Here is a 24,067-nt window from a genome sequence, read left to right on the forward strand (position 1 = left end):
GCAAGACAACAATAAAACCTAGAAAACAACGACTAATCCGCTGAAGTACCAATAACAATAGTCAACATCAAGGAACTTCTCCAGTCGCATTTATGAGAGCAGCCTAATTCGATGGTTTAGCCGTAGTGATTACCGTTGTCGTAATAACTATTTGGCTCTAAAGCGACAAAAATCACAGCCACATCTCGCTCTTTACCAAGTACAGAACGCACTTGATTAGTTATAACGCTTGCGACCTTATCTTTGACTTCTTGCCCACGGTCGAACCATAGCACCTCGACAAAAGGATACGCATGACTCTGCTGAGCATCAAAAAAGAAGGTCGAACTGATATGTTCAATCGTGAAATCCTCTCTAGGGCAATCCATTAGAGGCTGAAGCTCATCGACAAGTGGGCTTGAAAGCGTTTTAACCATCTCTTGTTCAAGAGCTCTAAAGCGTAAGTGAGGCATAATCATATCCATTTCAGTAGTGATGGAAATGAGTATATCAGTGAACTGCGAAGTTGGAGAATATAGAAATTCGAAAACGAAAAAGGCCCTGACCTAAGTCAGAGCCTTTAAATATGGCAGGGATGGAGAGATTTGACCGGGCGGGCGACCCAACTCCCAACACATCGCTTTGAAAAAGCGAAAACAAAAAAGGCTCCGACCTAAGTCAGAGCCTTTGAATATGGCAGGGATGGAGAGATTTGACCGGGCTGGCGACCCAACTCCCAACACATCGCTTTGAAAAAGCGAAAACAAAAAGGCTCCGACCTAAGTCAGAGCCTTTGAATATGGCAGGGGTGGAGAGATTCGAACTCCCAACACGCGGATTTGGAATCCGCTGCTCTGCCAATTGGAGCTACACCCCTATCTTCGTGTTTAATGAGACGACTCTCAAATAAGTGGCGGAGTGGACGGGACTCGAACCCGCGACCCCCGGCGTGACAGGCCGGTATTCTAACCAACTGAACTACCACTCCGCAGTGGTCTATTTAAAGTCTTATCTAAATCGTGCTTTAAACAGATGTTGTTCAAAGCCTGGCGATGTCCTACTCTCACATGGGGAAGCCCCACACTACCATCGGCGCTATTGCGTTTCACTTCTGAGTTCGGCATGGGATCAGGTGGGTCCACAACGCTATGGTCGCCAAGCAAATTCTTAATTCGGAAAGCTGTTATGTGTTCTCATACACATTCAATTCGTTCTTGTTTTGAGTCCATCAAAACCCTTTGGGTGTTGTATGGTTAAGCCTCACGGGCAATTAGTACAGGTTAGCTCAACGCCTCACAACGCTTACACACCCTGCCTATCAACGTTCTAGTCTCGAACAACCCTTTAGGACACTTAAAGTGCCAGGGAAGACTCATCTCAGGGCTCGCTTCCCGCTTAGATGCTTTCAGCGGTTATCGATTCCGAACTTAGCTACCGGGCAATGCGATTGGCATCACAACCCGAACACCAGAGGTTCGTCCACTCCGGTCCTCTCGTACTAGGAGCAGCCCCCTTCAATCTTCCAACGCCCACGGCAGATAGGGACCGAACTGTCTCACGACGTTCTAAACCCAGCTCGCGTACCACTTTAAATGGCGAACAGCCATACCCTTGGGACCGACTTCAGCCCCAGGATGTGATGAGCCGACATCGAGGTGCCAAACACCGCCGTCGATATGAACTCTTGGGCGGTATCAGCCTGTTATCCCCGGAGTACCTTTTATCCGTTGAGCGATGGCCCTTCCATTCAGAACCACCGGATCACTATGACCTGCTTTCGCACCTGCTCGAATTGTCATTCTCGCAGTCAAGCGGGCTTATGCCATTGCACTAACCTCACGATGTCCAACCGTGATTAGCCCACCTTCGTGCTCCTCCGTTACTCTTTGGGAGGAGACCGCCCCAGTCAAACTACCCACCAGGCACTGTCCGCAACCCCGATAAGGGGTCGACGTTAGAACATCAACACTACAAGGGTGGTATTTCAAGGACGGCTCCACTAATACTGGCGTACTAGTTTCAAAGCCTCCCACCTATCCTACACATGTAGGGTCAATGTTCAGTGCCAAGCTGTAGTAAAGGTTCACGGGGTCTTTCCGTCTAGCCGCGGGTACACTGCATCTTCACAGCGATTTCAATTTCACTGAGTCTCGGGTGGAGACAGCGTGGCCATCATTACGCCATTCGTGCAGGTCGGAACTTACCCGACAAGGAATTTCGCTACCTTAGGACCGTTATAGTTACGGCCGCCGTTTACCGGGGCTTCGATCAAGAGCTTCGACCGAAGTCTAACCCCATCAATTAACCTTCCGGCACCGGGCAGGCGTCACACCGTATACGTCATCTTACGATTTTGCACAGTGCTGTGTTTTTAATAAACAGTTGCAGCCACCTGGTATCTGCGACTCCCCATAGCTCCATCCGCAAGGGACTTCACCGCGAGGAGCGTACCTTCTCCCGAAGTTACGGTACCATTTTGCCTAGTTCCTTCACCCGAGTTCTCTCAAGCGCCTTGGTATTCTCTACCCGACCACCTGTGTCGGTTTGGGGTACGATTCCTTACAATCTGAAGCTTAGAGGCTTTTCCTGGAAGCATGGCATCAATGACTTCACTACCGTAGTAGCTCGACGTCGTGTCTCAGCCTTAAAGAGAGCCGGATTTACCTAACTCTCAAGCCTACGCACTTGAACCTGGACAACCGTCGCCAGGCCCACCTAGCCTTCTCCGTCCCCCCATCGCAATTGTAAGAAGTACGGGAATATTAACCCGTTTCCCATCGACTACGCCTTTCGGCCTCGCCTTAGGGGTCGACTCACCCTGCCCCGATTAACGTTGGACAGGAACCCTTGGTCTTCCGGCGAGGAGGTTTTTCACCCCCTTTATCGTTACTCATGTCAGCATTCGCACTTCTGATACCTCCAGCAAACCTTACAGTTCACCTTCAACGGCTTACAGAACGCTCCCCTACCCAATACATAAATGCATTGCCGCAGCTTCGGTTTATAGCTTAGCCCCGTTACATCTTCCGCGCAGGCCGACTCGACTAGTGAGCTATTACGCTTTCTTTAAATGATGGCTGCTTCTAAGCCAACATCCTAGCTGTCTAAGCCTTCCCACATCGTTTCCCACTTAGCTATAATTTGGGACCTTAGCTGGCGGTCTGGGTTGTTTCCCTCTCCACGACGGACGTTAGCACCCGCCGTGTGTCTCCCGGATAGTACTTACTGGTATTCGGAGTTTGCAAAGGGTTGGTAAGTCGGGATGACCCCCTAGCCTTAACAGTGCTCTACCCCCAGTAGTATTCGTCCGAGGCTCTACCTAAATAGATTTCGGGGAGAACCAGCTATCTCCAGGTTTGATTGGCCTTTCACCCCTAGCCACAAGTCATCCGCTAATTTTTCAACATTAGTCGGTTCGGTCCTCCAGTTGATGTTACTCAACCTTCAACCTGCCCATGGCTAGATCACCTGGTTTCGGGTCTATATCCAGAGACTGAACGCCCAGTTAAGACTCGGTTTCCCTACGGCTCCCCTAAACGGTTAACCTTGCCACTGAATATAAGTCGCTGACCCATTATACAAAAGGTACGCAGTCACACCACGAAGGTGCTCCTACTGCTTGTACGTACACGGTTTCAGGTTCTATTTCACTCCCCTCACAGGGGTTCTTTTCGCCTTTCCCTCACGGTACTGGTTCACTATCGGTCAGTCAGTAGTATTTAGCCTTGGAGGATGGTCCCCCCATATTCAGACAGGATATCACGTGTCCCGCCCTACTCGATTTCACTGATGATGAGATGTCGGTTACGGGGCTATCACCCTGTATCGCGGCACTTTCCAGAGCCTTCACCTGTCTCATTAAAAGCTTAAGGGCTAATCCAATTTCGCTCGCCGCTACTTTCGGAATCTCGGTTGATTTCTCTTCCTCGGGGTACTTAGATGTTTCAGTTCCCCCGGTTCGCCTCGCTGAGCTATGTATTCACTCAGCGATACCTACTTATGCAGGTGGGTTTCCCCATTCAGGAATCCCAGACTCAAAGGTTATTACTACCTAATCTGGGCTTATCGCAAGTTATTACGCCTTTCATCGCCTCTGACTGCCAAGGCATCCACCGTGTACGCTTAGTCACTTAACCATACAACCCCAAAGAGTTTCAGATGAAACCATGAGGTTGTTTAATCAAACAACCAAAGTTGTCTGCATTTTTATACATGTGCAGACTCGATTTTGCCGGACTCAAATATGAATCACTTTCGTGATTCCCAAGAACACTTGAATGTGTGTTGGTACCTAATTCTAAGAATTAGGATTTGAGAACTTTTAATTGAATAACATTAATCAAATGTTATTCGTCAGCTTTCCAAATTTTTAAAGAGCTAATCACTTCGTAATGAAGTAACCATTTTTAAGAATTCTCGATAGAGAAAACGCTTAAAGATGGTGGAGCTATGCGGGATCGAACCGCAGACCTCCTGCGTGCAAGGCAGGCGCTCTCCCAGCTGAGCTATAGCCCCATCAGTGTGATGCTTACCGCCAATCATCTGGGAGGAAGATTGGTGGGTCTGAGTGGACTTGAACCACCGACCTCTCGCTTATCAGGCGAACGCTCTAACCACCTGAGCTACAGACCCAAGCATCGTCTTTAATTCATAAACCGTATCAATCTGTGTGAACACTCATCGCAATAATCTTTCGTATAAGGAGGTGATCCAGCCCCAGGTTCCCCTAGGGCTACCTTGTTACGACTTCACCCCAGTCATGAACCACAAAGTGGTGAGCGTCCTCCCGAAGGTTAAACTACCCACTTCTTTTGCAGCCCACTCCCATGGTGTGACGGGCGGTGTGTACAAGGCCCGGGAACGTATTCACCGTGGCATTCTGATCCACGATTACTAGCGATTCCGACTTCATGGAGTCGAGTTGCAGACTCCAATCCGGACTACGACGCACTTTTTGGGATTCGCTCACTTTCGCAAGTTGGCCGCCCTCTGTATGCGCCATTGTAGCACGTGTGTAGCCCTACTCGTAAGGGCCATGATGACTTGACGTCGTCCCCACCTTCCTCCGGTTTATCACCGGCAGTCTCCCTGGAGTTCCCACCCGAAGTGCTGGCAAACAAGGATAAGGGTTGCGCTCGTTGCGGGACTTAACCCAACATTTCACAACACGAGCTGACGACAGCCATGCAGCACCTGTCTCTCAGTTCCCGAAGGCACAAGACTGTCTCCAGTCTCTTCTGAGGATGTCAAGAGTAGGTAAGGTTCTTCGCGTTGCATCGAATTAAACCACATGCTCCACCGCTTGTGCGGGCCCCCGTCAATTCATTTGAGTTTTAATCTTGCGACCGTACTCCCCAGGCGGTCTACTTAACGCGTTAGCTCCGAAAGCCACGGCTCAAGGCCACAACCTCCAAGTAGACATCGTTTACGGCGTGGACTACCAGGGTATCTAATCCTGTTTGCTCCCCACGCTTTCGCATCTGAGTGTCAGTATCTGTCCAGGGGGCCGCCTTCGCCACCGGTATTCCTTCAGATCTCTACGCATTTCACCGCTACACCTGAAATTCTACCCCCCTCTACAGTACTCTAGTCAGCCAGTTTCAAATGCAGTTCCGAGGTTGAGCCCCGGGCTTTCACATCTGACTTAACTAACCACCTGCATGCGCTTTACGCCCAGTAATTCCGATTAACGCTCGCACCCTCCGTATTACCGCGGCTGCTGGCACGGAGTTAGCCGGTGCTTCTTCTGTCGCTAACGTCAAACGATGCCGCTATTAACGACACCGCCTTCCTCACGACTGAAAGTGCTTTACAACCCGAAGGCCTTCTTCACACACGCGGCATGGCTGCATCAGGCTTGCGCCCATTGTGCAATATTCCCCACTGCTGCCTCCCGTAGGAGTCTGGACCGTGTCTCAGTTCCAGTGTGGCTGATCATCCTCTCAGACCAGCTAGGGATCGTCGCCTTGGTGAGCCATTACCTCACCAACTAGCTAATCCCACCTGGGCATATCCTGACGCGAGAGGCCCGAAGGTCCCCCTCTTTGAGCCGAAGCTATTATGCGGTATTAGCCATCGTTTCCAATGGTTATCCCCCACATCAGGGCAATTTCCCAGGCATTACTCACCCGTCCGCCGCTCGACGCCGTTAACGTTCCCCGAAGGTTCAGTTAACTCGTTTCCGCTCGACTTGCATGTGTTAGGCCTGCCGCCAGCGTTCAATCTGAGCCATGATCAAACTCTTCAATTTAAGAATTTGTTCGGCTCAATGAATACTGAACATTACATAATGTAATGTTTGAATTGACTGTGCTGAATCTTTCGATTCAATGGTCACTTCGTTTCATTGAAACCTAATTTGATACCGAGGTATCTAATTTGATTATCATCAACGAGTGCCCACACAGATTGATAGGTTTAAATTGTTAAAGAACTTATTTCGAAGCTTGCTTCAAAACGGACGGTCATTTTAGCGAGATAAGCTTTAGTGTCAACCACTTTTTTCAACTTAATTTGCTTTGCTTCCTTAGAAGCATTTGACCTTCTGACTCGTTAGAGATTTATCTCTCTGTTCCCGTGTCAGCGAGGTGGCATTATAGAGATCGCCATTCACTTGGCAAGCGCTAATTTGCATTAAATTCGCTTTTTCTTTCTGTTCGTACACAAAAGAATCAGAACGCCCAAAAAAGACACAAAAAAGGGGAGCAACCCTCCCCTTTACGCGATTGTTCGCTAGTATTTAGCTACTGTCCTACCGCAATTTTATCGTTATTGACGATAAGTTTGACGGGTTTGCTTGGATCCACCTTGCCAGCGAGTATTTCTTTCGCGAGTGGATTCTCAATACTTTGTTGAATGGCGCGTTTTAAAGGTCTTGCACCATACACAGGGTCGTAACCCACTTTCGCAATGTAATCGAGCGCTGCATCTGCAACAACCAAAGAGTAACCACTGTCTTCCATTCGCTTGCCTAAACGCTCAAGTTGTATGTTCGCAATCGACTTGATGTGTTGCTGACCTAGCGGATGGAAAACTACGCTCTCATCGACACGGTTTAAGAACTCAGGCCTAAAGTGCGACGTCACAACATCCATTACTTCACGCTTGATCCCTTCATAATCGAGAACTTGGAAATTCTCTTGGATTCTCGATGAACCCAAGTTAGACGTCATGATGACAACGGTGTTTCTGAAATCGACCGTGCGCCCTTGACCATCAGTAAGACGACCATCATCCAATACTTGAAGGAGAATGTTGAACACATCCGGGTGTGCCTTTTCTACCTCATCCAGCAAAATTACCGAATATGGCTTACGTCTAACCGCTTCAGTTAGGTAGCCGCCTTCTTCATAGCCAACATAACCCGGAGGCGCACCGACTAAGCGAGCCACTGAATGTTTCTCCATAAACTCTGACATGTCGATGCGCACCATGGCATCTTCACTATCAAACATGAAATTCGCTAGCGTCTTACATAGCTCGGTTTTACCAACACCTGTTGGACCCAAGAATAAGAACGAACCAATAGGTTTGTTAGGATCAGCAAGACCTGCTCGGCTACGACGGATCGCATCCGATACCACTTCTACCGCTTCTGCTTGACCAATGACACGCTTATGCAGCACTTCTTCCATACGGAGTAGTTTGTCTTTCTCCGCTTCCAACATCTTAGAGACTGGAATACCCGTTTGTTTCGACAATACTTCCGCGATTTCCGCATCCGTAACCTTGTTACGAAGCAGACTCATCTCCTGCATTTCAGCTTGTGTGGCAAGATCGAGCTGCTTTTCTAATTCTGGAATACGACCATACTGGAGCTCAGACATTCGATTTAGATCGCCCGCTCGTCTAGCAACATCCATATCCAGTCGCGCTTGCTCAAGCTCCGCTTTAATATGTTGTGTGCCAGATAGTGCCGCCTTTTCTGCGTTCCAGACTTCTTCTAGCTCTGCATATTCGCGCTCTTTTGAATCTAACTCTTCATTGAGTACCGAAAGTCGCTTACTGCTCGCATCGTCCGACTCATTTTTCAGCGCCTGCTGCTCTATTTTAAGCTGAATGATTTTACGTTCGAGCTTATCGAGCGACTCTGGTTTCGAATCTATCTGTAGACGAATACTTGATGCAGCTTCATCAATAAGGTCAATGGCCTTATCTGGCAACTGTCTATCTGTCACATAGCGATGAGAAAGACTTGCCGCCGCGACGATGGCGGGATCGGTAATCTCTACGTGGTGATGAAGCTCATAACGTTCTTTAAGTCCGCGCAGAATCGCCACGGTGTCTTCGACACTTGGCTCGTCCACCAGCACCTTTTGAAAACGTCGCTCTAGCGCTGCGTCTTTCTCTATATATTGGCGGTATTCATCCAAAGTGGTGGCGCCAACACAATGAAGCTCACCGCGAGCAAGTGCCGGCTTGAGCATATTGCCCGCATCCATAGAGCCTTCGCCTTTACCTGCGCCAACCATAGTATGCAATTCATCGATGAACAGGATGATGTTGCCTTCTTCTTTAGCAAGCTCATTAAGTACCGACTTCAATCGTTCTTCGAACTCACCTCGATATTTAGCACCAGCGACTAAAGAGCCCATATCAAGGGACAATACACGACGACCGCGCAAACCCTCTGGCACTTCGTTATTGATAATGCGCTGAGCCAAGCCTTCTACGATGGCAGTTTTACCCACACCAGGCTCGCCGATAATGACCGGGTTATTCTTGGTACGACGTTGCAGGACCTGAATAGTGCGACGAATCTCATCATCACGACCAATGACAGGGTCAAGCTTGCCTTGCTCTGCACGCTCGGTGAGGTCAATGGTAAACTTCTCAAGTGCCTGGCGCTTCTCTTCGGCATTAGGGTCATCAACTTTTTGACCACCACGAATCTGCTCGATCGCTTGGTTAATCTTAGCTTCCGTTAACCCTTGCTCTTTAAGCAACTGCCCCAAGGGGCCTTTGTCTTCAATCGCAGCAAGTAAGAAGATTTCAGACGAGATATACGCATCTTGGCGTTTCTGAGCGACCTTATCGCAAAGGTTAAATACTTGCCCCATGGAACTGGAGAGCTGAACATCGCCACCTACACCGGTTACCTTTGGCAGTTTATCCAATAATTCAGCGAGTTTTGAACGCAGATGGACAACATCTACATTTAGCATGGTTAGCAATGGACGAATCGAGCTGCCTTCTTGATTGAGCAGCGCGACCATGAGATGAACAGGTTCAATATATTGATGATCTCGCCCTAAAGCTAAAGACTGAGCATCGGAAATAGCGACTTGGAATTTGCTAGTAAATCGATCTAAGCGCACAGCAACCCCCTTAATTACATACGGCTTGATATGCAAATAAGATGGTTACTCAGGTGGAGGATTTCAAGAGATGGGAGCGAAAATCAGGCTTTGATCCAAATAAAGCTTGCCATGCGACCAGTTTGCCCGTCACGTCGATAAGAATAGAAGCGCGTCGAGTCTTGGAAGGTACACAGTCCACTTTGAGTAACGCTATCGACCCCTAGAGAATTAAGCTTCATCTCAGCGATTAGCGCCAAATCAGCTAACCATTTGCCAGATGTAGGGTGCGGTTTGAATGCGATTGTGTATTCAGGGTGATTGGTGCAAAACGCGTCTCGAACATCTTCTCCCACTTCAAAAGCATCAAACCCGATTGCAGGTCCAATCCATGCTTGCAGCTCAGACTCGAAGAGAGACACGGCATTTTCAACAATACCATCTGCCAGCCCACGCCACCCCGCATGAACGGCGGAAACCGCAGTACCATCTTTTGCAGCAAGTAAAATAGGCAAGCAGTCTGCGGTCATCGCGCTGAGAACAACACCTGGTACGGTAGTGAAGCTCGCATCGGCATCGACAACGGTGTCAGTTGGCGCATCAATCTTAGCAACCACAGTAGAATGGGTTTGATTAAGCCAAACTGGGGCAGACGGCATGTTCGCTACGGAAGCCAGTTGAAGTCTGTTTGCTTCAACATCTGCTGGATTGTCTCCGACATGCATTCCTAGGTTCAACCCAGAAAACGGCGATTTAGATACGCCGCCTTCGCGAGTTGACGTCACCGACCTCACATTCGATGCTGACTGCCAGTTTGGCTTAAGAGTCGACATTAATAGTCTTCTTCTTTATTTAGCTTGGTATCTTCACGAAGTGCTTCTGCCATCGCTACCATATCGTCAGGTACCGGTGCGTGGAACTCCATCTCTTCACCTGTCACTGGATGAGCAAATTTCAACATCACAGCGTGCAGTGCTTGACGATCAAAGCTACGGATCATATCAGTCAGTTCTTCACTAGCACCACGAGGAATGCGAGCACGACCACCGTAAGCCGTATCACCCAATAATGGGTGTTGCAGGTAAGACATATGAACACGGATTTGGTGCGTACGACCTGTTTCTAGGCGCAGACGGATACGCGTGTGTTCACGGAAGTGTTCCGCAACACGGTAGTGAGTGATTGCAGGTTTACCTAGCTCATTCACCGCCATCAGCGTACGTTTGGTCGAGTGACGACCAATTGGCTTATCAACCATACCACCAGCCGTCATTTTACCGATAGCAATCGCTTCATACTCACGAGTAATGTTGCGTTTTTGCAGAGCACGAACCAAACGCGTTTGCGATGGAACGGTCTTCGCCACCACCATCAAACCTGTGGTGTCTTTATCGAGACGGTGAACGATACCTGCACGTGGTACTTCCGCGATAGCTGGGTAGTGATGCAAAAGCGCATTCAGAACCGTGCCATCTGGTGTCCCTGCTCCAGGATGGACAACGAAATCTCTTGGCTTATTGATAACAATAATGTCATCATCCTCGTATACGATGTTTAGAGGAATATCTTGCGCTTCGAAGCGTTCTTCATCTTCTAGTTCAGCTTGAACGGTAATCAACTCACCGCCCATCACTTTAGTGCGAGGCTTGGTCACCACGACACCGTTAACCGCGATTTTCCCGTCTAGCAGCCATTCTTTTAGGCGCGAACGAGAAAAATCTGCGAAGAGTTCAGCTACAGCTTGGTCTAAACGTTGACCTAACTGGCTGTCTTTTACTGTATTTGTTAATTCAATCTGCTGAGCCATATCGAACTTTTTAAAAAACCTTGGGACTAATACCACGAGTGTGGATAATATAGCCCATCATTGTATCTGTTACTGGCAAGAAAAGTAATGGAAGCGGAAAAATATTTACGTCAAGGAAAATCGTTCTCGTATGAAACTACTTAAACTAACAGGCTTGCTTTCTGTAGCTTTGTTGTTTGGTTGTGCTGACAAAGAAGTCACCGTCCCAGATGTCCCGCCGTCTCAGTTGTATTCTGAAGCTCAAGAGTCACTGCAAGGTGGTAACTGGACATCCGCTATCGAGCGTCTTGAAGCGCTGGATTCTCGCTACCCATTTGGTGCTTATACCGAACAGGTTCAGTTAGACCTTATCTATGCATACTATAAGAATGATGACTTGGCGCTTGCGCTAGCCACTATCGAGCGTTTCTCTCGCCTAAACCCAACTCATGAGCGTTCTGACTGGGTTCTGTATATGCGTGGTCTAAGTCATATGGCGCAAGATCGTAACTTTATGCATGACATCTTCCGTATTGATCGTTCAGACCGAGACCCTGAACCAGTTAAAGCGGCATTTGCAGACTTCGATCGCCTACTCAAGCGTTACCCAAACAGTGCTTATGCCGAAGATGCACAAAAGCGTATGGTAGCTCTGAAGAACCGCCTAGCAAACTACGACCTAGCGACAGCCGATTTCTACTTGCGTCGTGAAGCTTGGATTGCCGCGATCAATCGTACTCAAGAGCTGCAGAAAACGTATCCAGATACAGAAGCGGCTCGCAAATCTCTGAGCATTCAGAAGAAGGCTTACGAGGAACTTGGCATGCAAGAGCAAGTCGAGCGTACAGAGAAACTTATTGAGCTGAACCCTCTTTAAGTTTCAAAGAGACTCAACTAAAGCGCTGTCGTATCAGCGCTTTTTTTGTGCCCAAATTGGCGAAAAGGCGTTTTCATTTATATATTTACCTTTAACACAATAATAAAAAGGTGATGGAAGTGAAGGCGCTGTTACTGAGTTTAGCCATCGTATTGTTCTCACTCCCACTGCGAGCATTAGAACTTACGCCATTAAGCAATACCCCCTACACAGGGGATCTAGATACCCTTGCGGAAAAGCGAGTAATACGAGTGCTCGTGTCTGCCGACCTTGGGTTCTATTACATTGAAAAAGGTCTACCTAGAGGTATTGGCGCAGAGCAGCTATACCACTTTGAAAAGCACTTCAAAAAGAAATACCCCAAAGTGAAGCTACAAGTCATTCCAGTTCCTCGTGATGACCTGATTCCAGCCCTAGTAAACGGATATGGTGACCTGATTGTCGCTAATCTCACAGTGACACCTGGGCGTGAGCAAGTGATCCAGTTCAGTACCCCAATCCTCGATGGCATTGATGAGCTCATTATTACCAGTGACGACTACCCAACGCTGAGCAGCCTTGAAGATCTAAGCGGTAAAGAAGTTTGGGTGAGAGCGAGTTCAAGCTACTTTGAGAGCTTACAAAAACTCAACCGGGAACTAACCGAAGAAGGGCAAGCACCTGTATTGGTGCAATACCTCGAAGAGACGCTTCAAGATTACGAACTCATTGAAATGGTGAAACAAGGCTATGTAAAGGCGACAGTGCTCGATAGCCATAAGGCCTTCTTCTGGAACAAAACCTTTGATGATCTAAATATACACAGTGAACTACCGCTTCGTGAGGGCGGTCAGATTGCTTGGGCAATGCGCAAAGACTCTCCCAAACTAACCGCACAGGTGGACGCCTACATCAAAACGGCTAAAGGCGGCACCTTACTCGGTAACGTTATCTACAATAAGTATCTTGAGAACACATCATGGTTTGCTAAGGCTCTAGATCCTAATAACATCCAGCAGCTTGAAAAGCTCATTACCCTCTTCAAAAAATACGCAGATCAGTATGACTTCGACTTCTTAATGATCGCCGCTCAAGCATTCCAAGAGTCTAAGCTCAATCAGAATAAAGTCTCCCCAAAAGGCGCAGTTGGCATTATGCAGGTACTACCAAGTACCGCGAGAGACCAGAACGTCAACATAAAGAACATCAACAACATAGAGAATAACGTCCACGCAGGGGTCAAATACATGCGCTTTATTCGCGATCGATATTTCAGCGATGATGCGATCAGTGACGACGACAAAGTGTATTTAACGCTCGCCGCCTACAATGCGGGGCCGGGGAATATCTCGAGAATGCGTCGCCTCGCAGAGAAACACGGCTACGATCCCAACAAATGGTTTGGCAATGTAGAGCTAATGGCACGACGTAATATCAGTTCAGAGCCCGTTACCTATGTCGCGAACATCAACCGATACTTTGTCATCTACAAGCAACTAGAGTCATTACAGGAGATCAGAGACGAACAACAAGCTCTTAATCAGGACATTGAGTTTTATAGAATATTGGGAGAAAAGGAGGAGACATCGACCAAGTGATAAAGATCACACTTTAATTCTGAACACTAATTAGCCAGCCGCTTTCTTAAGGTCGTACTAAGTCGCCAAAAATGGGAAATTTTCAGAACGCTACTCTATCCAAATTAATGACTTTTCACGGAAAGAAAAGGCTTTTTTACACTCGACAGCACAAAGTTTTGCGATAGATCACATTTAGATTTGGAAGCGAAAAACCCTCGCATAAGAGTGATCTAGATCACATTCTTTTCAGTCTGGATAAGTAATCTGGAGTTAACCCATGAGGGATGCAACAGAGGAAAAAACATATGAGAGTAAACATCACTGGTAAAAACATTGAGATCACCTCTGCAATCCGTGAGCATATTGAGAGCAAATTTAAGAAGTTAGAAAAATGGCAAGTGGACATTATTAGTTGCCAAACTGCTTTCAACGAAGAGCCAAACAAACAAATGAAATTCGAAGCGTCCATTACGGTACCCAAAGGCAAACTTGTCGCTTCCGCTACTCATGAAGATTTATACGCTGCCGTTAACGAGGTAGAACAGAAACTGGAACGTCAGCTAAACAAACTAAGACACAAACCTGAAGCTCGTCGCACAGAGAAGCCTGAGCTCGCAGAAGCAGAAGAAATCGAATAATACGGTCGTCTTACCGCATAGCGATTCAATTTAGTCACAAAAAAATGGCGCCTTAGGGCGCTATTTTTTTGCTTGACGCTCTAAGCTCCCTTGCTTATTGTGGGGCTTAGCCAACAAAAATGATTAAGCAACGATTTATGCGCCCAAGTATTCTGTTCTTTTTTGACTTCTTTTTTCTCCACTAGGCTTGGAGGCTTCTTCGTTTTCGAAAGAAAAGTCAAAAACGAACGGAAAGCCTCCCAAACGGGAGGCTTTTTTATAAGGACTATTTGATGACCGACACCAACTATTCACTAGATGACATTCGCCTGAGACTGAATGAACTTGATGACCAGCTACTGCAACTTCTATCTGAGCGCCGTAAGCTCAGCATTGAAGTAGCAAAAAGCAAAGTAGAGACATCTAAACCCGTTCGTGATGCTGCTCGTGAACAGCAACTGCTTGTTAAGTTAATCAATAACGGTAAAGACAAGTACGAACTCGATGCCCCGTACATCACTAAGATCTTTCATACCATCATTGAAGACTCAGTGTTGCTGCAGCAGGTTTACTTGCAGAATCTAGCGAATCCAGATCAAAGCCGAAAGCCCGTCGCTCGAGTAGCGTTTCTTGGCGCAAAGGGCTCTTATTCCCACCTAGCAAGCCGAGACTACTTCTCTCGCAAGAACACAGAACTGGTAGAACTTAACTGCGACCAATTCAAAGAAGTCATCAAAACGGTTGAATCTGGCCATGCAGATTATGGTGTGCTGCCAATCGAGAACACCAGTTCAGGTTCTATCAATGAAGTATTTGATCTGCTTCAGCACACGACTTTGCATATCGTCGGCGAGATCACTCAGCCTATCGAACACTGCCTAGTGGCGACGAAAGAGATCCGTCTTGAGAACATCAAGACACTATACTCACACCCTCAGCCGCACCAGCAATGCAGTGAGTTCTTGAGCCGTCTGAAAGGCGTGACTCTTGAGTCCTGTGCAAGCACGGCTGATGCGATGCAAAAAGTACAAGAGCTAAATCGCGATGACGTTGCGGCTATCGGTCACGCAGCAAGCGGTAAGCTCTATGGTTTACAGTCGATTCAAGGCAACATTGCCAATCAAACAGAGAACCACACTCGCTTTATTATCGTGGCGAGAAAGCCAGTGGAAGTGTCGGCTCAGATCCCAGCGAAGACAACTTTCATCATGGCAACCTCACAAGAGGCTGGCTCACTGGTTGAAACCTTGCTGGTCCTTCAGCGCTATGGCATCAATATGACCAAGCTTGAATCTCGTCCAATCATGGGCAACCCTTGGGAAGAGATGTTTTATGTCGATGTCGAAGGACATAGAGATTCTGAGGCGATGAAGAACGCAGTCGATGAGTTAGTGAAGATAACGAAGCACTTAAAAGTATTGGGCTGTTACCCTATCGACAACGTCAAACCTGTTATTCCAGATCTCGCTGACAACAAAGAATAAAACCAAAAATCCCTAGGTATGACCTAGGGATTTTTTTATCTATGTTCGATACACGGCTTACGTCAGCGGTAGAATCTTAATCTCTACACGTCGGTTGCATTGACGCCCTTCTGTCGTTGAGTTGCTACAGATAGGGAAACGCTCACCCATTCCTCGAGCGACAGCACGACCTGGGGCAACATTTTGGCTTACCAAGAATGCGCGTACCTGCTCAGCACGCTTTTCAGATAACTGCTGATTGTAATCGGCGCTACCCGTACTGTCGGTATAACCATCGATGACAAGGCTTGTATCTGGGTATTCAACTAAGATGCGCGCTACACCTTTAAGCGTGTTGTGAATGTTACTATCTAAAGCGTGCGAGTTACTCGCAAAACCAATGCCATTTTCTAGACGAAGAACCAATTGATTGTCGCCTGTGCGCTCCACTTGCACCCCAGAGTTTAGTAGCTCTTGGCGTAGCGCTTTTTCTTGCTGATCAAAGTAGTAACCAGCACCGCCACCGATTGCCGCACCACTCGCTGCGCCCAAAAGAATACCCTTGCTATCGCCACCAGAGGCAATACCCACAGCGGTTCCCGCAATCGCACCGATCACGGCACCTTTGGTCGCTGAGTTCGTCTCATACTCACCCGTTGTGGCATTTTGACGCTGCGTCGCTTGGCATCCTGCCAGCGTCATAATTCCTAAAGCCACCACTACTTGTTTTAATTTCATATCCATTGTCTCTTGTTGAAGTTTCTGACTATAAAAAACAGAACATCATACTATAAAAATTATATTGATTCCTAGTTGGACCCTGAATCGGTCACAACCAAGGTTAGGGATATTGAAGATTTAAATGACATGAATAGGGAAGATTTACGTTAGAATTAGGTTCTTACGTTTTATACATGGATAAGTCAGTCATGAAAAAGGTCGTTATTGCCTCATTAAACCCAGCCAAAATCAATGCTGTTAAAAGCGCGTTTGAATCGGCTTTCCCAAACCAAACATTTGAATTTGAGGGTGTTAGCGTACCAAGTGGTGTGGCCGACCAGCCTATGGATAACGAAGAAACCCATCGCGGTGCTGTGAACCGGGTTAACAATGCCAAACAGGCTAAGCAAGGTGGTGACTTTTATGTGGGGATTGAAGCTGGTTTGGACGGTGGCTGTACCTTTGCGTGGATGGTGATTGAATCACAAGGACTGGTTGGTGAGTCCAGAAGCGCGAGCTTGATGCTGCCACCGGCTGTTGTTGAGCAGCTATCGCCTACGGTAGAACTTGGCGATGTTATGGATAAAACGTTTGGCACCGACAACATCAAACAAAAAGGCGGCGCCATTGCGCTATTAACTCAACACCAGCTCACTCGCAGTTCGGTATACCATCAAGCCTTGATATTGGCACTGATCCCTTTCGTGAATCCAGACCATTTCTAGCCGCACGTTACGCTAGTGCCAGTGAGCGAGACCTAATAGGTCTCGCTATTTTAACAGCAAGTCACTCAATGCGTTCTTTTCTGCATCTTCAAGGCGCTTCACCTCTGCACTGCCTCGAGTAATGGTCGCAACACCCACCCCTAACATCTGGCTAATTTGACGCTGAGATAAGTCCCCTTTTAGTAGCTCACATAAGATGTTAACGCGAGCAGTGACCGCTTCACGCTCATCTGGCGTTAACAGCATCGTCATGAGCTGCGCTTGTTGCTCTGTGCTTTGCGAACGTTGAATCAGGTCGAGAACTTGTTGCCAATCTTGATATTGAGGTTCCATGAATCATTCCATTAGAGACTTCCAATACTCCATTCTAACCCCAAGCCCACGCCAATTCCTAGTGGTCGGTAACTAGTACCGCTTATTCGCCTCTGCATCGGTGAGGAAACTTCCTTGAACACCCATCAAATCACGATAATAGACCTGAAACATCAGAATGTTCTGGACGTAGCCACGGGTCTCTCGGAATGGTATAGCCTCAATAAATGCGATGGCATCTAGGTTGCCATCAGAAGCTGCTCGCCAACGCTTCACGCGGTTGGGTCCGGCATTATAAGCAGCGAGCGCAAAGATACGGTTATTGTCATAGTTACCCAACAGCTCGTTGAGGTAATGTGAACCTATCTCAATGTTTTTATTTACTTGATACAGTTCACTGGTTCGCTTATAAGCAATTTTATGCTTTTTCGCGGTGTATTTCGCAGTGGCGGGCATGATTTGCATCACTCCACGAGCGCCTACAGGAGAGCGGGCTTCCACATCCATCGCACTTTCTTGTCTTGCCAAAGACATCAGAAGATCAGTATCTAAGTCCAACTTCTCCCCATAGAAGTTAAACCACCATTGGTGCGCAGTCGGGAAGCGAAGACCCATGTTATCCCACATCTTGGCAGATATGGTTGCCACCACGGTAAGGTGATGCCAACGCATCTGTCCAGCATAGGCCGCGAGCATCTCTTTCTCTGGCTTAGAAACATTAGAAAGTAGATAGCGCCACTCAGATTTCGCCGCGGCAATCTTATCGCGCTTAATAAGCTCTTCGATGCGAATCAAGCTACTCTGATAAGGCGCAACCACTTTGCTATCAAATGTGGTCGTCGAAATCGGATAAACAATCGAATGTTTTAAATGCGTGGCTGCGGCTGCACTGTAAAAGTTGCGCTGCCCAACGATAGACTCTAGTCTCTTCTCGCCTTGTGCTTTATCGCCATTGCTTATCTCAGCGCGCGCTAGCCAATACTGCCAACGGCTGGTTTGTTTTGTTTTGTCACTCAGTTTATCTATCCACTGAGTCAGCCCTTTCCAATCGGCTTGCTGCACAGCTAAACGAGCGCGACGCTCTAGGTAACCATCATTGCTCGATGTCGCTAAAACCCCATCTCGCCATTTAGCTTCGCTGTCTGAGTCTGTGGTAATAAAGCGCATCGCCACGTAATCATTCATCGACTGTTTCAGCTCAGGCGTCAATTTACTGTTTTTATTGAGCTTCGAGAGTGCACTGCGCGCTTGCTCTTTATCGCTTCTCGCGAGTTTTTGCAGTGCCGACTCCGTCAGTAAACTGCGATTTGGTTCAGGGAAGTTACTTGCGGCAAACGTTGCTACGCTTTTAGGTGACTTGAACAGGGCTTGGATCTGCTTACCTTGCTGTTTTCCTTTTGAGGTTTTCAACTGCTTGTTGAGATAGTTAATTAAGGAGCCATTGCGGTTTTTAAACGCCAGCGTCATTCGCTCGAGAATCAAATCATCTGTGCGCAGCCCTGCCTTACTCCATGAATCGAACAAGGGATCGCAAGCGCTATCGACGCTATCGCCACTTTTCCATAAGTTTGCCGCACCTTCATACGCTGCTTTGCTGTCGCCTGTTTTTAGCTGCGCATAATGGTAATGACACTGATAGCGCTCCCCATTGGGGTAAGTGGTTTGAAACGCTAGAAGGTCATCCCAACGTTTCTGCCTCGCCAACTGGTCGATAAACGGCGCACGGATACGCGAAGAGAAAGGGAACGCCTGATGCGTTTCTATAAACTGATTCACCTCGGAGACCGATTTGTCTTTCAACTGCAGAGAAAAAACTCGGTAATCGACATAAGGCGTTAACGGGTAGTCCGCAATTTGAGCGCGGATCTTGTTGTAGCCACTGATGTCTTTTTTATCGATGAGATCTTGGGCTTTGTCATACGTATCGCGCTGACGTTCAAGTTTTGTTTCAGAGGCTTGGGCGGTGCCCATAAAAACTGGCATAGCCAGTGATACGATAGCTCCGTATGCTGTTGCTAGTAACGGCTTTGAGTATCGTCGTTTGAAATCCATGTAACCATTCCTTCGATGCTGTGAACGTTGACCATAAGAGATATTGTTATTGTTTTCCTGACGACCGTGTCAGCTGTCATTTAATGCATGGTCAAACTTCAATTTAAGACCAAATGAGTCAACTTTCCAATGGCTTTGTTATTAAGAATTTGTTTCTGGCTATTTGATACGCACTATCCCTTCGAAGCGTTTCAATCGATGCATGCTTTCTTAGAAGTAAAATTGAAAGGATTCCGCTCGGTGGTGTAAAATAGGAACTTTATTGACTTCAAAATTAGGAACGATCGGCAATGGCTGAATACGTCTATACTATGTCGCGTGTGAGCAAAGTGGTGCCACCAAAGCGACAAATCCTTAAGGACATTTCTCTAAGCTTCTTCCCTGGCGCGAAAATCGGTGTACTTGGTCTTAACGGCGCAGGTAAATCAACGCTTCTACGCATCATGGCAGGTATTGATACTGACATCGATGGCGAAGCACGCCCACAACCAGGTCTAAACGTAGGTTACCTACCTCAGGAGCCAGTACTAGACGAATCAAAAACGGTTCGCGAAATCGTTGAAGAAGCCGTTGCTGACGTTGCAGGTGCAATGAAGCGTCTTGACGAAGTTTACGCAGCTTACGCAGAACCAGATGCAGACTTTGATGCGCTAGCAAAAGAGCAAGGTGAACTGGAAGCTCTGATTCAAGCGAAAGAAGGTCATAACCTAGAAAACGCTCTAGAGCGCGCTGCAGATGCACTTCGTCTTCCTGAGTGGGATGCGAAGATCCAACACCTTTCTGGTGGTGAACGTCGCCGTGTTGCTATCTGTCGCCTACTGCTTGAGAAGCCAGACATGCTGCTTCTTGACGAACCAACCAACCACTTGGATGCTGAATCTGTAGCTTGGCTAGAGCGCTTCCTTGTTGATTACACTGGCACCGTTGTGGCGATTACCCACGACCGTTACTTCCTAGATAACGCAGCAGGTTGGATCCTAGAACTTGACCGTGGTGAAGGTATTCCATGGGAAGGTAACTATACCTCTTGGCTTGAGCAAAAAGATGCGCGTCTACAACAAGAAGCGTCTCAAGAGAAAGCTCGTCAAAAGACCATCGAGAAAGAACTTGAGTGGGTTCGTCAAAACCCTAAAGGTCGCCAAGCGAAGTCTAAAGCACGTATGGCGCGCTTTGAAGAGCTGCAAAGCGGCGATCACCAGAAGCGTAACGAGACCAACGAGCTGTTCATCCCGCCAGGTGAGCGTCTAGGTGACAAAGTTCTAGAAGTGAACAACCTAACTAAGTCTTTCGACGGCCGCGTGCTTATCGATGACCTATCATTCAGCATTCCTAAGGGTGCTATCGTAGGTATTATCGGTGCCAACGGTGCAGGTAAATCAACGCTATTCAAGATGCTAAGCGGCACTGAGCAGCCAGATTCAGGTACGATCGACCTAGGTGATACCGTTAAGCTGGCGTCTGTTGAGCAGTTCCGTGACTCAATGAACGACACCAATACAGTATTCCAAGAGATCTCTGAAGGCGCTGACATCATCAAGATCAACAACTTTGAGATCCCAGCTCGTGCATACTGCTCGCGCTTTAACTTCAAAGGCAGCGACCAACAGAAGATCATCGGTGAGCTATCTGGTGGTGAGCGCAACCGTGTACACCTTGCTAAGCTTCTTAAAGCTGGCGGTAACATGCTACTACTTGATGAGCCAACCAACGACCTTGACGTTGAAACGCTGCGTGCACTAGAAGAAGCACTTCTAGAGTTCCCTGGCTGTGCCATGGTTATCTCGCACGACCGTTGGTTCCTTGACCGTATCGCGACTCACATCATCGACTACCGTGATGAAGGTCAGGTTAACTTCTACGAAGGTAACTATACCGAGTATATGGAATGGTTGAAGAAGACGCTTGGTCCTGAAGCCGCTGAACCACACCGCATCAAGTACAAGCGTATCTCAAAATAAGCAACTGATTTACAGATAAACTTGTTTTTTTCCCTTAGGGCGCTAATAATAGCGCCCTATTTTTTTGTGATTTTGTGCCACAAATTAGCGGAATTAACTGAAAATTCACGTTGTTTTATAGACAGACTGTTATCTACGAACCGTTACTATGCCCAATAAGATTCGCGTTGTTATACCAACACAACAAGGAAAGAAGAAAACGCTGCGCCTAGGAAAAAAGCGCACCTACACAGCTATCTTACTAGCTGCGGCTTTCCCTGTTGGCTTGGGGTTAGTTGGGTATTCGTATCAGCAGTCACAGCTAGAACTGACTTCAACAGAGGGATCGTTAGCAAGTCTGCACCAAGAAAAAGCTATGCTCGAGGCAAAGTTAGAAGAGCAAGTGAATGAAATGCACGACCTCTCTCAAGAGCTTGAAGAAAAGCGTGATTCATTACAGCTTCTCGGTAAGCGTGTAAACGATGTTGAAGCGGTACTTGGTCTTGTCGATGAAGAGCAGTATGACAGTGAGATGCCATTAGAAGAGCGCATCGACGCTGCAGCTATTGACTCAGCTGTGCGCGCTACCATGCTAAGACTCATCCCCAACGACAGTCCAATGACTTACCAGCGCATCTCTTCCTCTTATGGCAGACGCACGCACCCTATTACCGGTAAACGTCACGTTCATAGTGGTATCGACCTAACCTGTAAAACTGGCGAGCAAATCTTAGCGCCTGCCGACGGTGTGGTTGAAACCGTGAGGCCAAGTCGCCAAGGCTATGGTAACTACCTCACCGTCCGTCATGCTTTCGGTTTTATGAGTTCTTACGCTCACCTGCACAAATTTAAAGCTAAAAGTGGTCAGTTTGTTAGCAAGGGCGATGTGCTTGCGACCTGTGGCAACAGCGGCACTTCAACAGGCCCGCACCTTCACTACGAGATCCGCTTCTTGGGCCGCACGCTAAACCCTCAGTACTTTATCGATTGGAGTCCAGAAAACTTCGATTATGTCTTTGAAAAAGAGAAGAAAGTGCAATGGGCACCGCTGATTGAGTTGGTAAGCAGTGTAGTTAAACTGCAGATCAACCTGACGAATGCGCCTTATGTTGATTCGTCGATTAAGACGGCGGTGAATGAAGAGACGAGTTCGGAAGAGGTTGAATCAACGAACTAGTGTAAGCGTTGTTGCTTCCATTATTTGTTGTGAAGCGACTGCACTACATGGTTATTTTTCCACGTCATTACAGTCCACCTCTAAGTGGTGTTGGTCGGAAAAATATAGGTTAATCTCTTTTATTGCCATTTTGACACCGAGCTTTTCAGCCTGAGAGAAACAAAACACGCCCTGCCCGCTTACAGCCATCATCTGCTCTGAGCTCAGATCGTTTTGAATATCTAGATACACCCTAAGCCTCTCTGGCGCGAAAACGCTCATTACAAAGCCAGAGTTCCACAAAACTTCACCTTGCTCATCAAAATCAAAGTCTCTCACGGCAAAGTTCGCCTTATTTACTTTAGCAAGTTCCTGACTACTTAAACCGACATATAGCTCGGTTCCAACTCTCCATTGACTTCCATCGGCAGTCAATTTCACGCTTCGCGGCTCCGTCCTTTGGTCATCGAACCAAAAAATGCGTAGTGTCTTACCCTCAACATTTGGGTAAAGTATGGTCGCGGGGAGTTCCTCACCGTCTCTAGTAAACTCGTAGGTTGAGAATACATTTTCACGACCAAAACAACTATTCAGATTGGCTTCCCCTTTGATCTGCTTACACTTTCCGATCCTAAAACTGGGGGTAATATCCAAAGATTCAGCAACTACTGGAAGAGTAAACGTTAGAAGCGTTATCAAACTAGAAATGCGAATCTTTACTTCCCATTGATTCTTTAGCATATACATTTATCCCGTAGTAGAGAGCTCAACAAACATATAGTTAAGTTTGTGCTCACCTGACTTATCGCTACTAGACAGTCTCAAGGTGAAGCTACTATGTTCATTTTCATAAAACCACCCTCCATGAAGACTGCCAAAAGAATAAAAACTAACAAGCATCAATAGTTGAGATATCACGATAGTCTTAAACATACTTCATCTTACTGGTTCTTCAAGCTACATTCCCAAGAAAAATATAAATCATTACAAATCAACTTCTCTATAATAGTAATTAATCCTTTCTAAGCACTGTTCAATTTTTTCATTGTGGAGTTTTGAGTTGATACTACAAGATTTAGAAACATAGTCTTTCCAAGAGTCCGTATAATAATTCAATTCTGAGTTGAATTTATTTGGGCGAAGAATATAGGCAAGTTCAGTTTTTCTAGACTCAATATAGTTAAACTCTAGCAATCTAGCATATGTGACCCATGACATACAATCTGCAATAAGGTACTGCGTCATAATATCACTACTCACATCTGTATTTTCAAAAAACTCCTTACCACTACATGACTCAACTTTGTATTTCAACCAACTCCGCTGCGCTTCCTTAAACTCAGCATCCAGATCATATTTATTTAAATACTCCAAGATCTTTGTATATTTTTCATTTAATAACATATCTCCGTTTTTATAATCTAACTTCCTCTGTTCAAGCTTAATATCAAAATCATCCGAGAACTCTATATTTACGTATGACTTTACTGAAAAAGAAAGAGCATAAAAAATTAACATAGCCATTAACTTATATAACATGTACATTATCCAAAGTATTTAAATGCTTTCGCATATAATTATCTACGAC

16 protein-coding genes, 4 tRNA genes, 3 rRNA genes and 1 other annotated feature are annotated in these 24,067 nt (G+C 46.8%); of the genes, 7 read left to right on the plus strand and 16 right to left on the minus strand.

Features of this window, described 5'->3' with window-relative positions:
• Positions 1–116 precede the first annotated feature (116 nt).
• The 11 genes from LY387_RS13365 to rluD all read right to left on the minus strand — a co-directional run bounded on the left by LY387_RS13365 (position 117) and on the right by rluD (position 11,082).
• Complete coding sequence (locus LY387_RS13365) at positions 117–452, minus strand: DUF1904 domain-containing protein (protein ID WP_128647932.1); 336 nt, start codon at positions 450–452, stop codon at positions 117–119.
• Positions 453–779: 327 nt separating this feature from the next.
• Positions 780–856 (minus strand) — tRNA-Trp (locus tag LY387_RS13370).
• 34 nt (positions 857–890) lie between these two features.
• Positions 891–967, minus strand: a tRNA-Asp gene (locus LY387_RS13375).
• A 56-nt stretch (positions 968–1,023) separates the two neighbouring features.
• Positions 1,024–1,139 (minus strand): 5S ribosomal RNA (gene rrf, locus LY387_RS13380).
• An 89-nt stretch (positions 1,140–1,228) separates the two neighbouring features.
• Positions 1,229–4,115, minus strand: a 23S ribosomal RNA gene (locus tag LY387_RS13385).
• A gap of 303 nt (positions 4,116–4,418) precedes the next feature.
• Positions 4,419–4,494 (minus strand) — tRNA-Ala (locus tag LY387_RS13390).
• Positions 4,495–4,534: 40 nt separating this feature from the next.
• Positions 4,535–4,611 (minus strand) — tRNA-Ile (locus tag LY387_RS13395).
• A gap of 66 nt (positions 4,612–4,677) precedes the next feature.
• A 16S ribosomal RNA gene (locus LY387_RS13400) occupies positions 4,678–6,229 on the minus strand.
• Together the 16S, 23S and 5S rRNA genes with 4 tRNA genes alongside form the textbook arrangement of a ribosomal RNA operon.
• Before the next feature lie 493 nt (positions 6,230–6,722).
• Complete coding sequence (clpB, locus tag LY387_RS13405; RefSeq protein ID WP_234494463.1) at positions 6,723–9,296, minus strand: ATP-dependent chaperone ClpB; 2,574 nt, start codon at positions 9,294–9,296, stop codon at positions 6,723–6,725.
• 83 nt (positions 9,297–9,379) lie between these two features.
• Entirely contained in the window at positions 9,380–10,108 is a 729-nt protein-coding gene (pgeF, locus tag LY387_RS13410) for a peptidoglycan editing factor PgeF (protein ID WP_234494464.1), read from the minus strand.
• A complete protein-coding gene (gene rluD, locus LY387_RS13415; RefSeq protein WP_234494465.1) occupies positions 10,108–11,082 on the minus strand; it encodes a 23S rRNA pseudouridine(1911/1915/1917) synthase RluD in 975 nt (324 codons plus the stop codon). Before rluD ends, pgeF begins: the two co-directional genes overlap by 1 nt.
• Positions 11,083–11,212: 130 nt before the next feature.
• Here rluD and bamD point away from each other — a divergent pair, with 130 nt between their 5' ends.
• The 4 genes from bamD (at position 11,213) to pheA (ending at position 15,598) form a co-directional block, all read left to right on the plus strand.
• Positions 11,213–11,938 carry an outer membrane protein assembly factor BamD gene (gene bamD, locus LY387_RS13420; protein ID WP_234494466.1) on the plus strand — a complete coding sequence of 242 codons (726 nt, stop codon included), beginning with the start codon at positions 11,213–11,215 and terminating at the stop codon, positions 11,936–11,938.
• A 113-nt stretch (positions 11,939–12,051) separates the two neighbouring features.
• A complete protein-coding gene (locus tag LY387_RS13425; protein ID WP_234496118.1) occupies positions 12,052–13,515 on the plus strand; it encodes a lytic transglycosylase F in 1,464 nt (487 codons plus the stop codon).
• A 287-nt stretch (positions 13,516–13,802) separates the two neighbouring features.
• Entirely contained in the window at positions 13,803–14,135 is a 333-nt protein-coding gene (gene hpf, locus LY387_RS13430; protein ID WP_042476100.1) for a ribosome hibernation-promoting factor, HPF/YfiA family, read from the plus strand.
• A gap of 139 nt (positions 14,136–14,274) precedes the next feature.
• Positions 14,275–14,396: a sequence feature (Phe leader region), on the plus strand.
• Between the two features lie 11 nt (positions 14,397–14,407).
• Positions 14,408–15,598 (plus strand): prephenate dehydratase, encoded by a 1,191-nt coding sequence (gene pheA, locus LY387_RS13435; RefSeq protein WP_234494467.1) that lies wholly within the window; start codon positions 14,408–14,410, stop codon positions 15,596–15,598.
• Between the two features lie 57 nt (positions 15,599–15,655).
• On the opposite strand, the gene LY387_RS13440 is transcribed toward pheA, so the two are convergent.
• Complete coding sequence (locus tag LY387_RS13440) at positions 15,656–16,315, minus strand: OmpA family protein (RefSeq protein WP_042476135.1); 660 nt, start codon at positions 16,313–16,315, stop codon at positions 15,656–15,658.
• A 191-nt stretch (positions 16,316–16,506) separates the two neighbouring features.
• Here LY387_RS13440 and yjjX point away from each other — a divergent pair, with 191 nt between their 5' ends.
• The gene (gene yjjX, locus LY387_RS13445) at positions 16,507–17,022 is read left to right on the plus strand and encodes an inosine/xanthosine triphosphatase (RefSeq protein WP_042476096.1); all 516 of its coding nucleotides are present in this window, start codon (positions 16,507–16,509) and stop codon (positions 17,020–17,022) included.
• A gap of 45 nt (positions 17,023–17,067) precedes the next feature.
• Here the strand turns inward: yjjX and trpR are convergent, their stop codons facing one another.
• Positions 17,068–17,355, minus strand: a complete 288-nt coding sequence (gene trpR / locus LY387_RS13450) for a trp operon repressor (protein ID WP_042476094.1) — start codon at positions 17,353–17,355, stop codon at positions 17,068–17,070.
• Between the two features lie 72 nt (positions 17,356–17,427).
• Positions 17,428–19,386: a murein transglycosylase gene (gene sltY / locus LY387_RS13455; protein WP_234494468.1), complete on the minus strand. Its 1,959-nt coding sequence runs from the start codon at positions 19,384–19,386 to the stop codon at positions 17,428–17,430.
• 290 nt (positions 19,387–19,676) lie between these two features.
• Between sltY and ettA the strand changes: the two genes are divergently transcribed.
• Both ettA and LY387_RS13465 read left to right on the plus strand, forming a co-directional pair.
• Complete coding sequence (gene ettA, locus LY387_RS13460; RefSeq protein ID WP_234494469.1) at positions 19,677–21,344, plus strand: energy-dependent translational throttle protein EttA; 1,668 nt, start codon at positions 19,677–19,679, stop codon at positions 21,342–21,344.
• A gap of 148 nt (positions 21,345–21,492) precedes the next feature.
• A complete protein-coding gene (locus LY387_RS13465) occupies positions 21,493–22,500 on the plus strand; it encodes a M23 family metallopeptidase (RefSeq protein ID WP_234494470.1) in 1,008 nt (335 codons plus the stop codon).
• A 51-nt stretch (positions 22,501–22,551) separates the two neighbouring features.
• Here LY387_RS13465 and LY387_RS13470 read toward each other — a convergent pair whose 3' ends face one another.
• Both LY387_RS13470 and LY387_RS13475 read right to left on the minus strand, forming a co-directional pair.
• The gene (locus tag LY387_RS13470; RefSeq protein ID WP_234494471.1) at positions 22,552–23,220 is read right to left on the minus strand and encodes a hypothetical protein; all 669 of its coding nucleotides are present in this window, start codon (positions 23,218–23,220) and stop codon (positions 22,552–22,554) included.
• Between the two features lie 243 nt (positions 23,221–23,463).
• Complete coding sequence (locus LY387_RS13475; protein ID WP_234494472.1) at positions 23,464–24,018, minus strand: lysozyme inhibitor LprI family protein; 555 nt, start codon at positions 24,016–24,018, stop codon at positions 23,464–23,466.
• Positions 24,019–24,067: the final 49 nt, after the last annotated feature.

Source organism: Vibrio maritimus (assembly GCF_021441885.1).
In the GTDB taxonomy this organism is placed as follows: domain Bacteria; phylum Pseudomonadota; class Gammaproteobacteria; order Enterobacterales; family Vibrionaceae; genus Vibrio; species Vibrio maritimus_B.

What these genes read in the sequence shown, in the direction of transcription:
- LY387_RS13475 (WP_234494472.1), bottom strand. Translation starts at nt 24,018, where the DNA reads ATGTTATATAAGTTAATGGCTATGTTAATTTTTTATGCTCTTTCTTTT.
- LY387_RS13425 (WP_234496118.1), top strand. Translation starts at nt 12,052, where the DNA reads ATGGAAGTGAAGGCGCTGTTACTGAGTTTAGCCATCGTATTGTTCTCA.
- sltY (WP_234494468.1), bottom strand. Translation starts at nt 19,386, where the DNA reads ATGGATTTCAAACGACGATACTCAAAGCCGTTACTAGCAACAGCATAC.
- yjjX (WP_042476096.1), top strand. Translation starts at nt 16,507, where the DNA reads ATGAAAAAGGTCGTTATTGCCTCATTAAACCCAGCCAAAATCAATGCT.
- rluD (WP_234494465.1), bottom strand. Translation starts at nt 11,082, where the DNA reads ATGGCTCAGCAGATTGAATTAACAAATACAGTAAAAGACAGCCAGTTA.
- LY387_RS13470 (WP_234494471.1), bottom strand. Translation starts at nt 23,220, where the DNA reads ATGCTAAAGAATCAATGGGAAGTAAAGATTCGCATTTCTAGTTTGATA.
- LY387_RS13365 (WP_128647932.1), bottom strand. Translation starts at nt 452, where the DNA reads ATGCCTCACTTACGCTTTAGAGCTCTTGAACAAGAGATGGTTAAAACG.
- LY387_RS13465 (WP_234494470.1), top strand. Translation starts at nt 21,493, where the DNA reads ATGCCCAATAAGATTCGCGTTGTTATACCAACACAACAAGGAAAGAAG.
- hpf (WP_042476100.1), top strand. Translation starts at nt 13,803, where the DNA reads ATGAGAGTAAACATCACTGGTAAAAACATTGAGATCACCTCTGCAATC.
- bamD (WP_234494466.1), top strand. Translation starts at nt 11,213, where the DNA reads ATGAAACTACTTAAACTAACAGGCTTGCTTTCTGTAGCTTTGTTGTTT.
- trpR (WP_042476094.1), bottom strand. Translation starts at nt 17,355, where the DNA reads ATGGAACCTCAATATCAAGATTGGCAACAAGTTCTCGACCTGATTCAA.
- LY387_RS13440 (WP_042476135.1), bottom strand. Translation starts at nt 16,315, where the DNA reads ATGAAATTAAAACAAGTAGTGGTGGCTTTAGGAATTATGACGCTGGCA.
- ettA (WP_234494469.1), top strand. Translation starts at nt 19,677, where the DNA reads ATGGCTGAATACGTCTATACTATGTCGCGTGTGAGCAAAGTGGTGCCA.
- pheA (WP_234494467.1), top strand. Translation starts at nt 14,408, where the DNA reads ATGACCGACACCAACTATTCACTAGATGACATTCGCCTGAGACTGAAT.
- pgeF (WP_234494464.1), bottom strand. Translation starts at nt 10,108, where the DNA reads ATGTCGACTCTTAAGCCAAACTGGCAGTCAGCATCGAATGTGAGGTCG.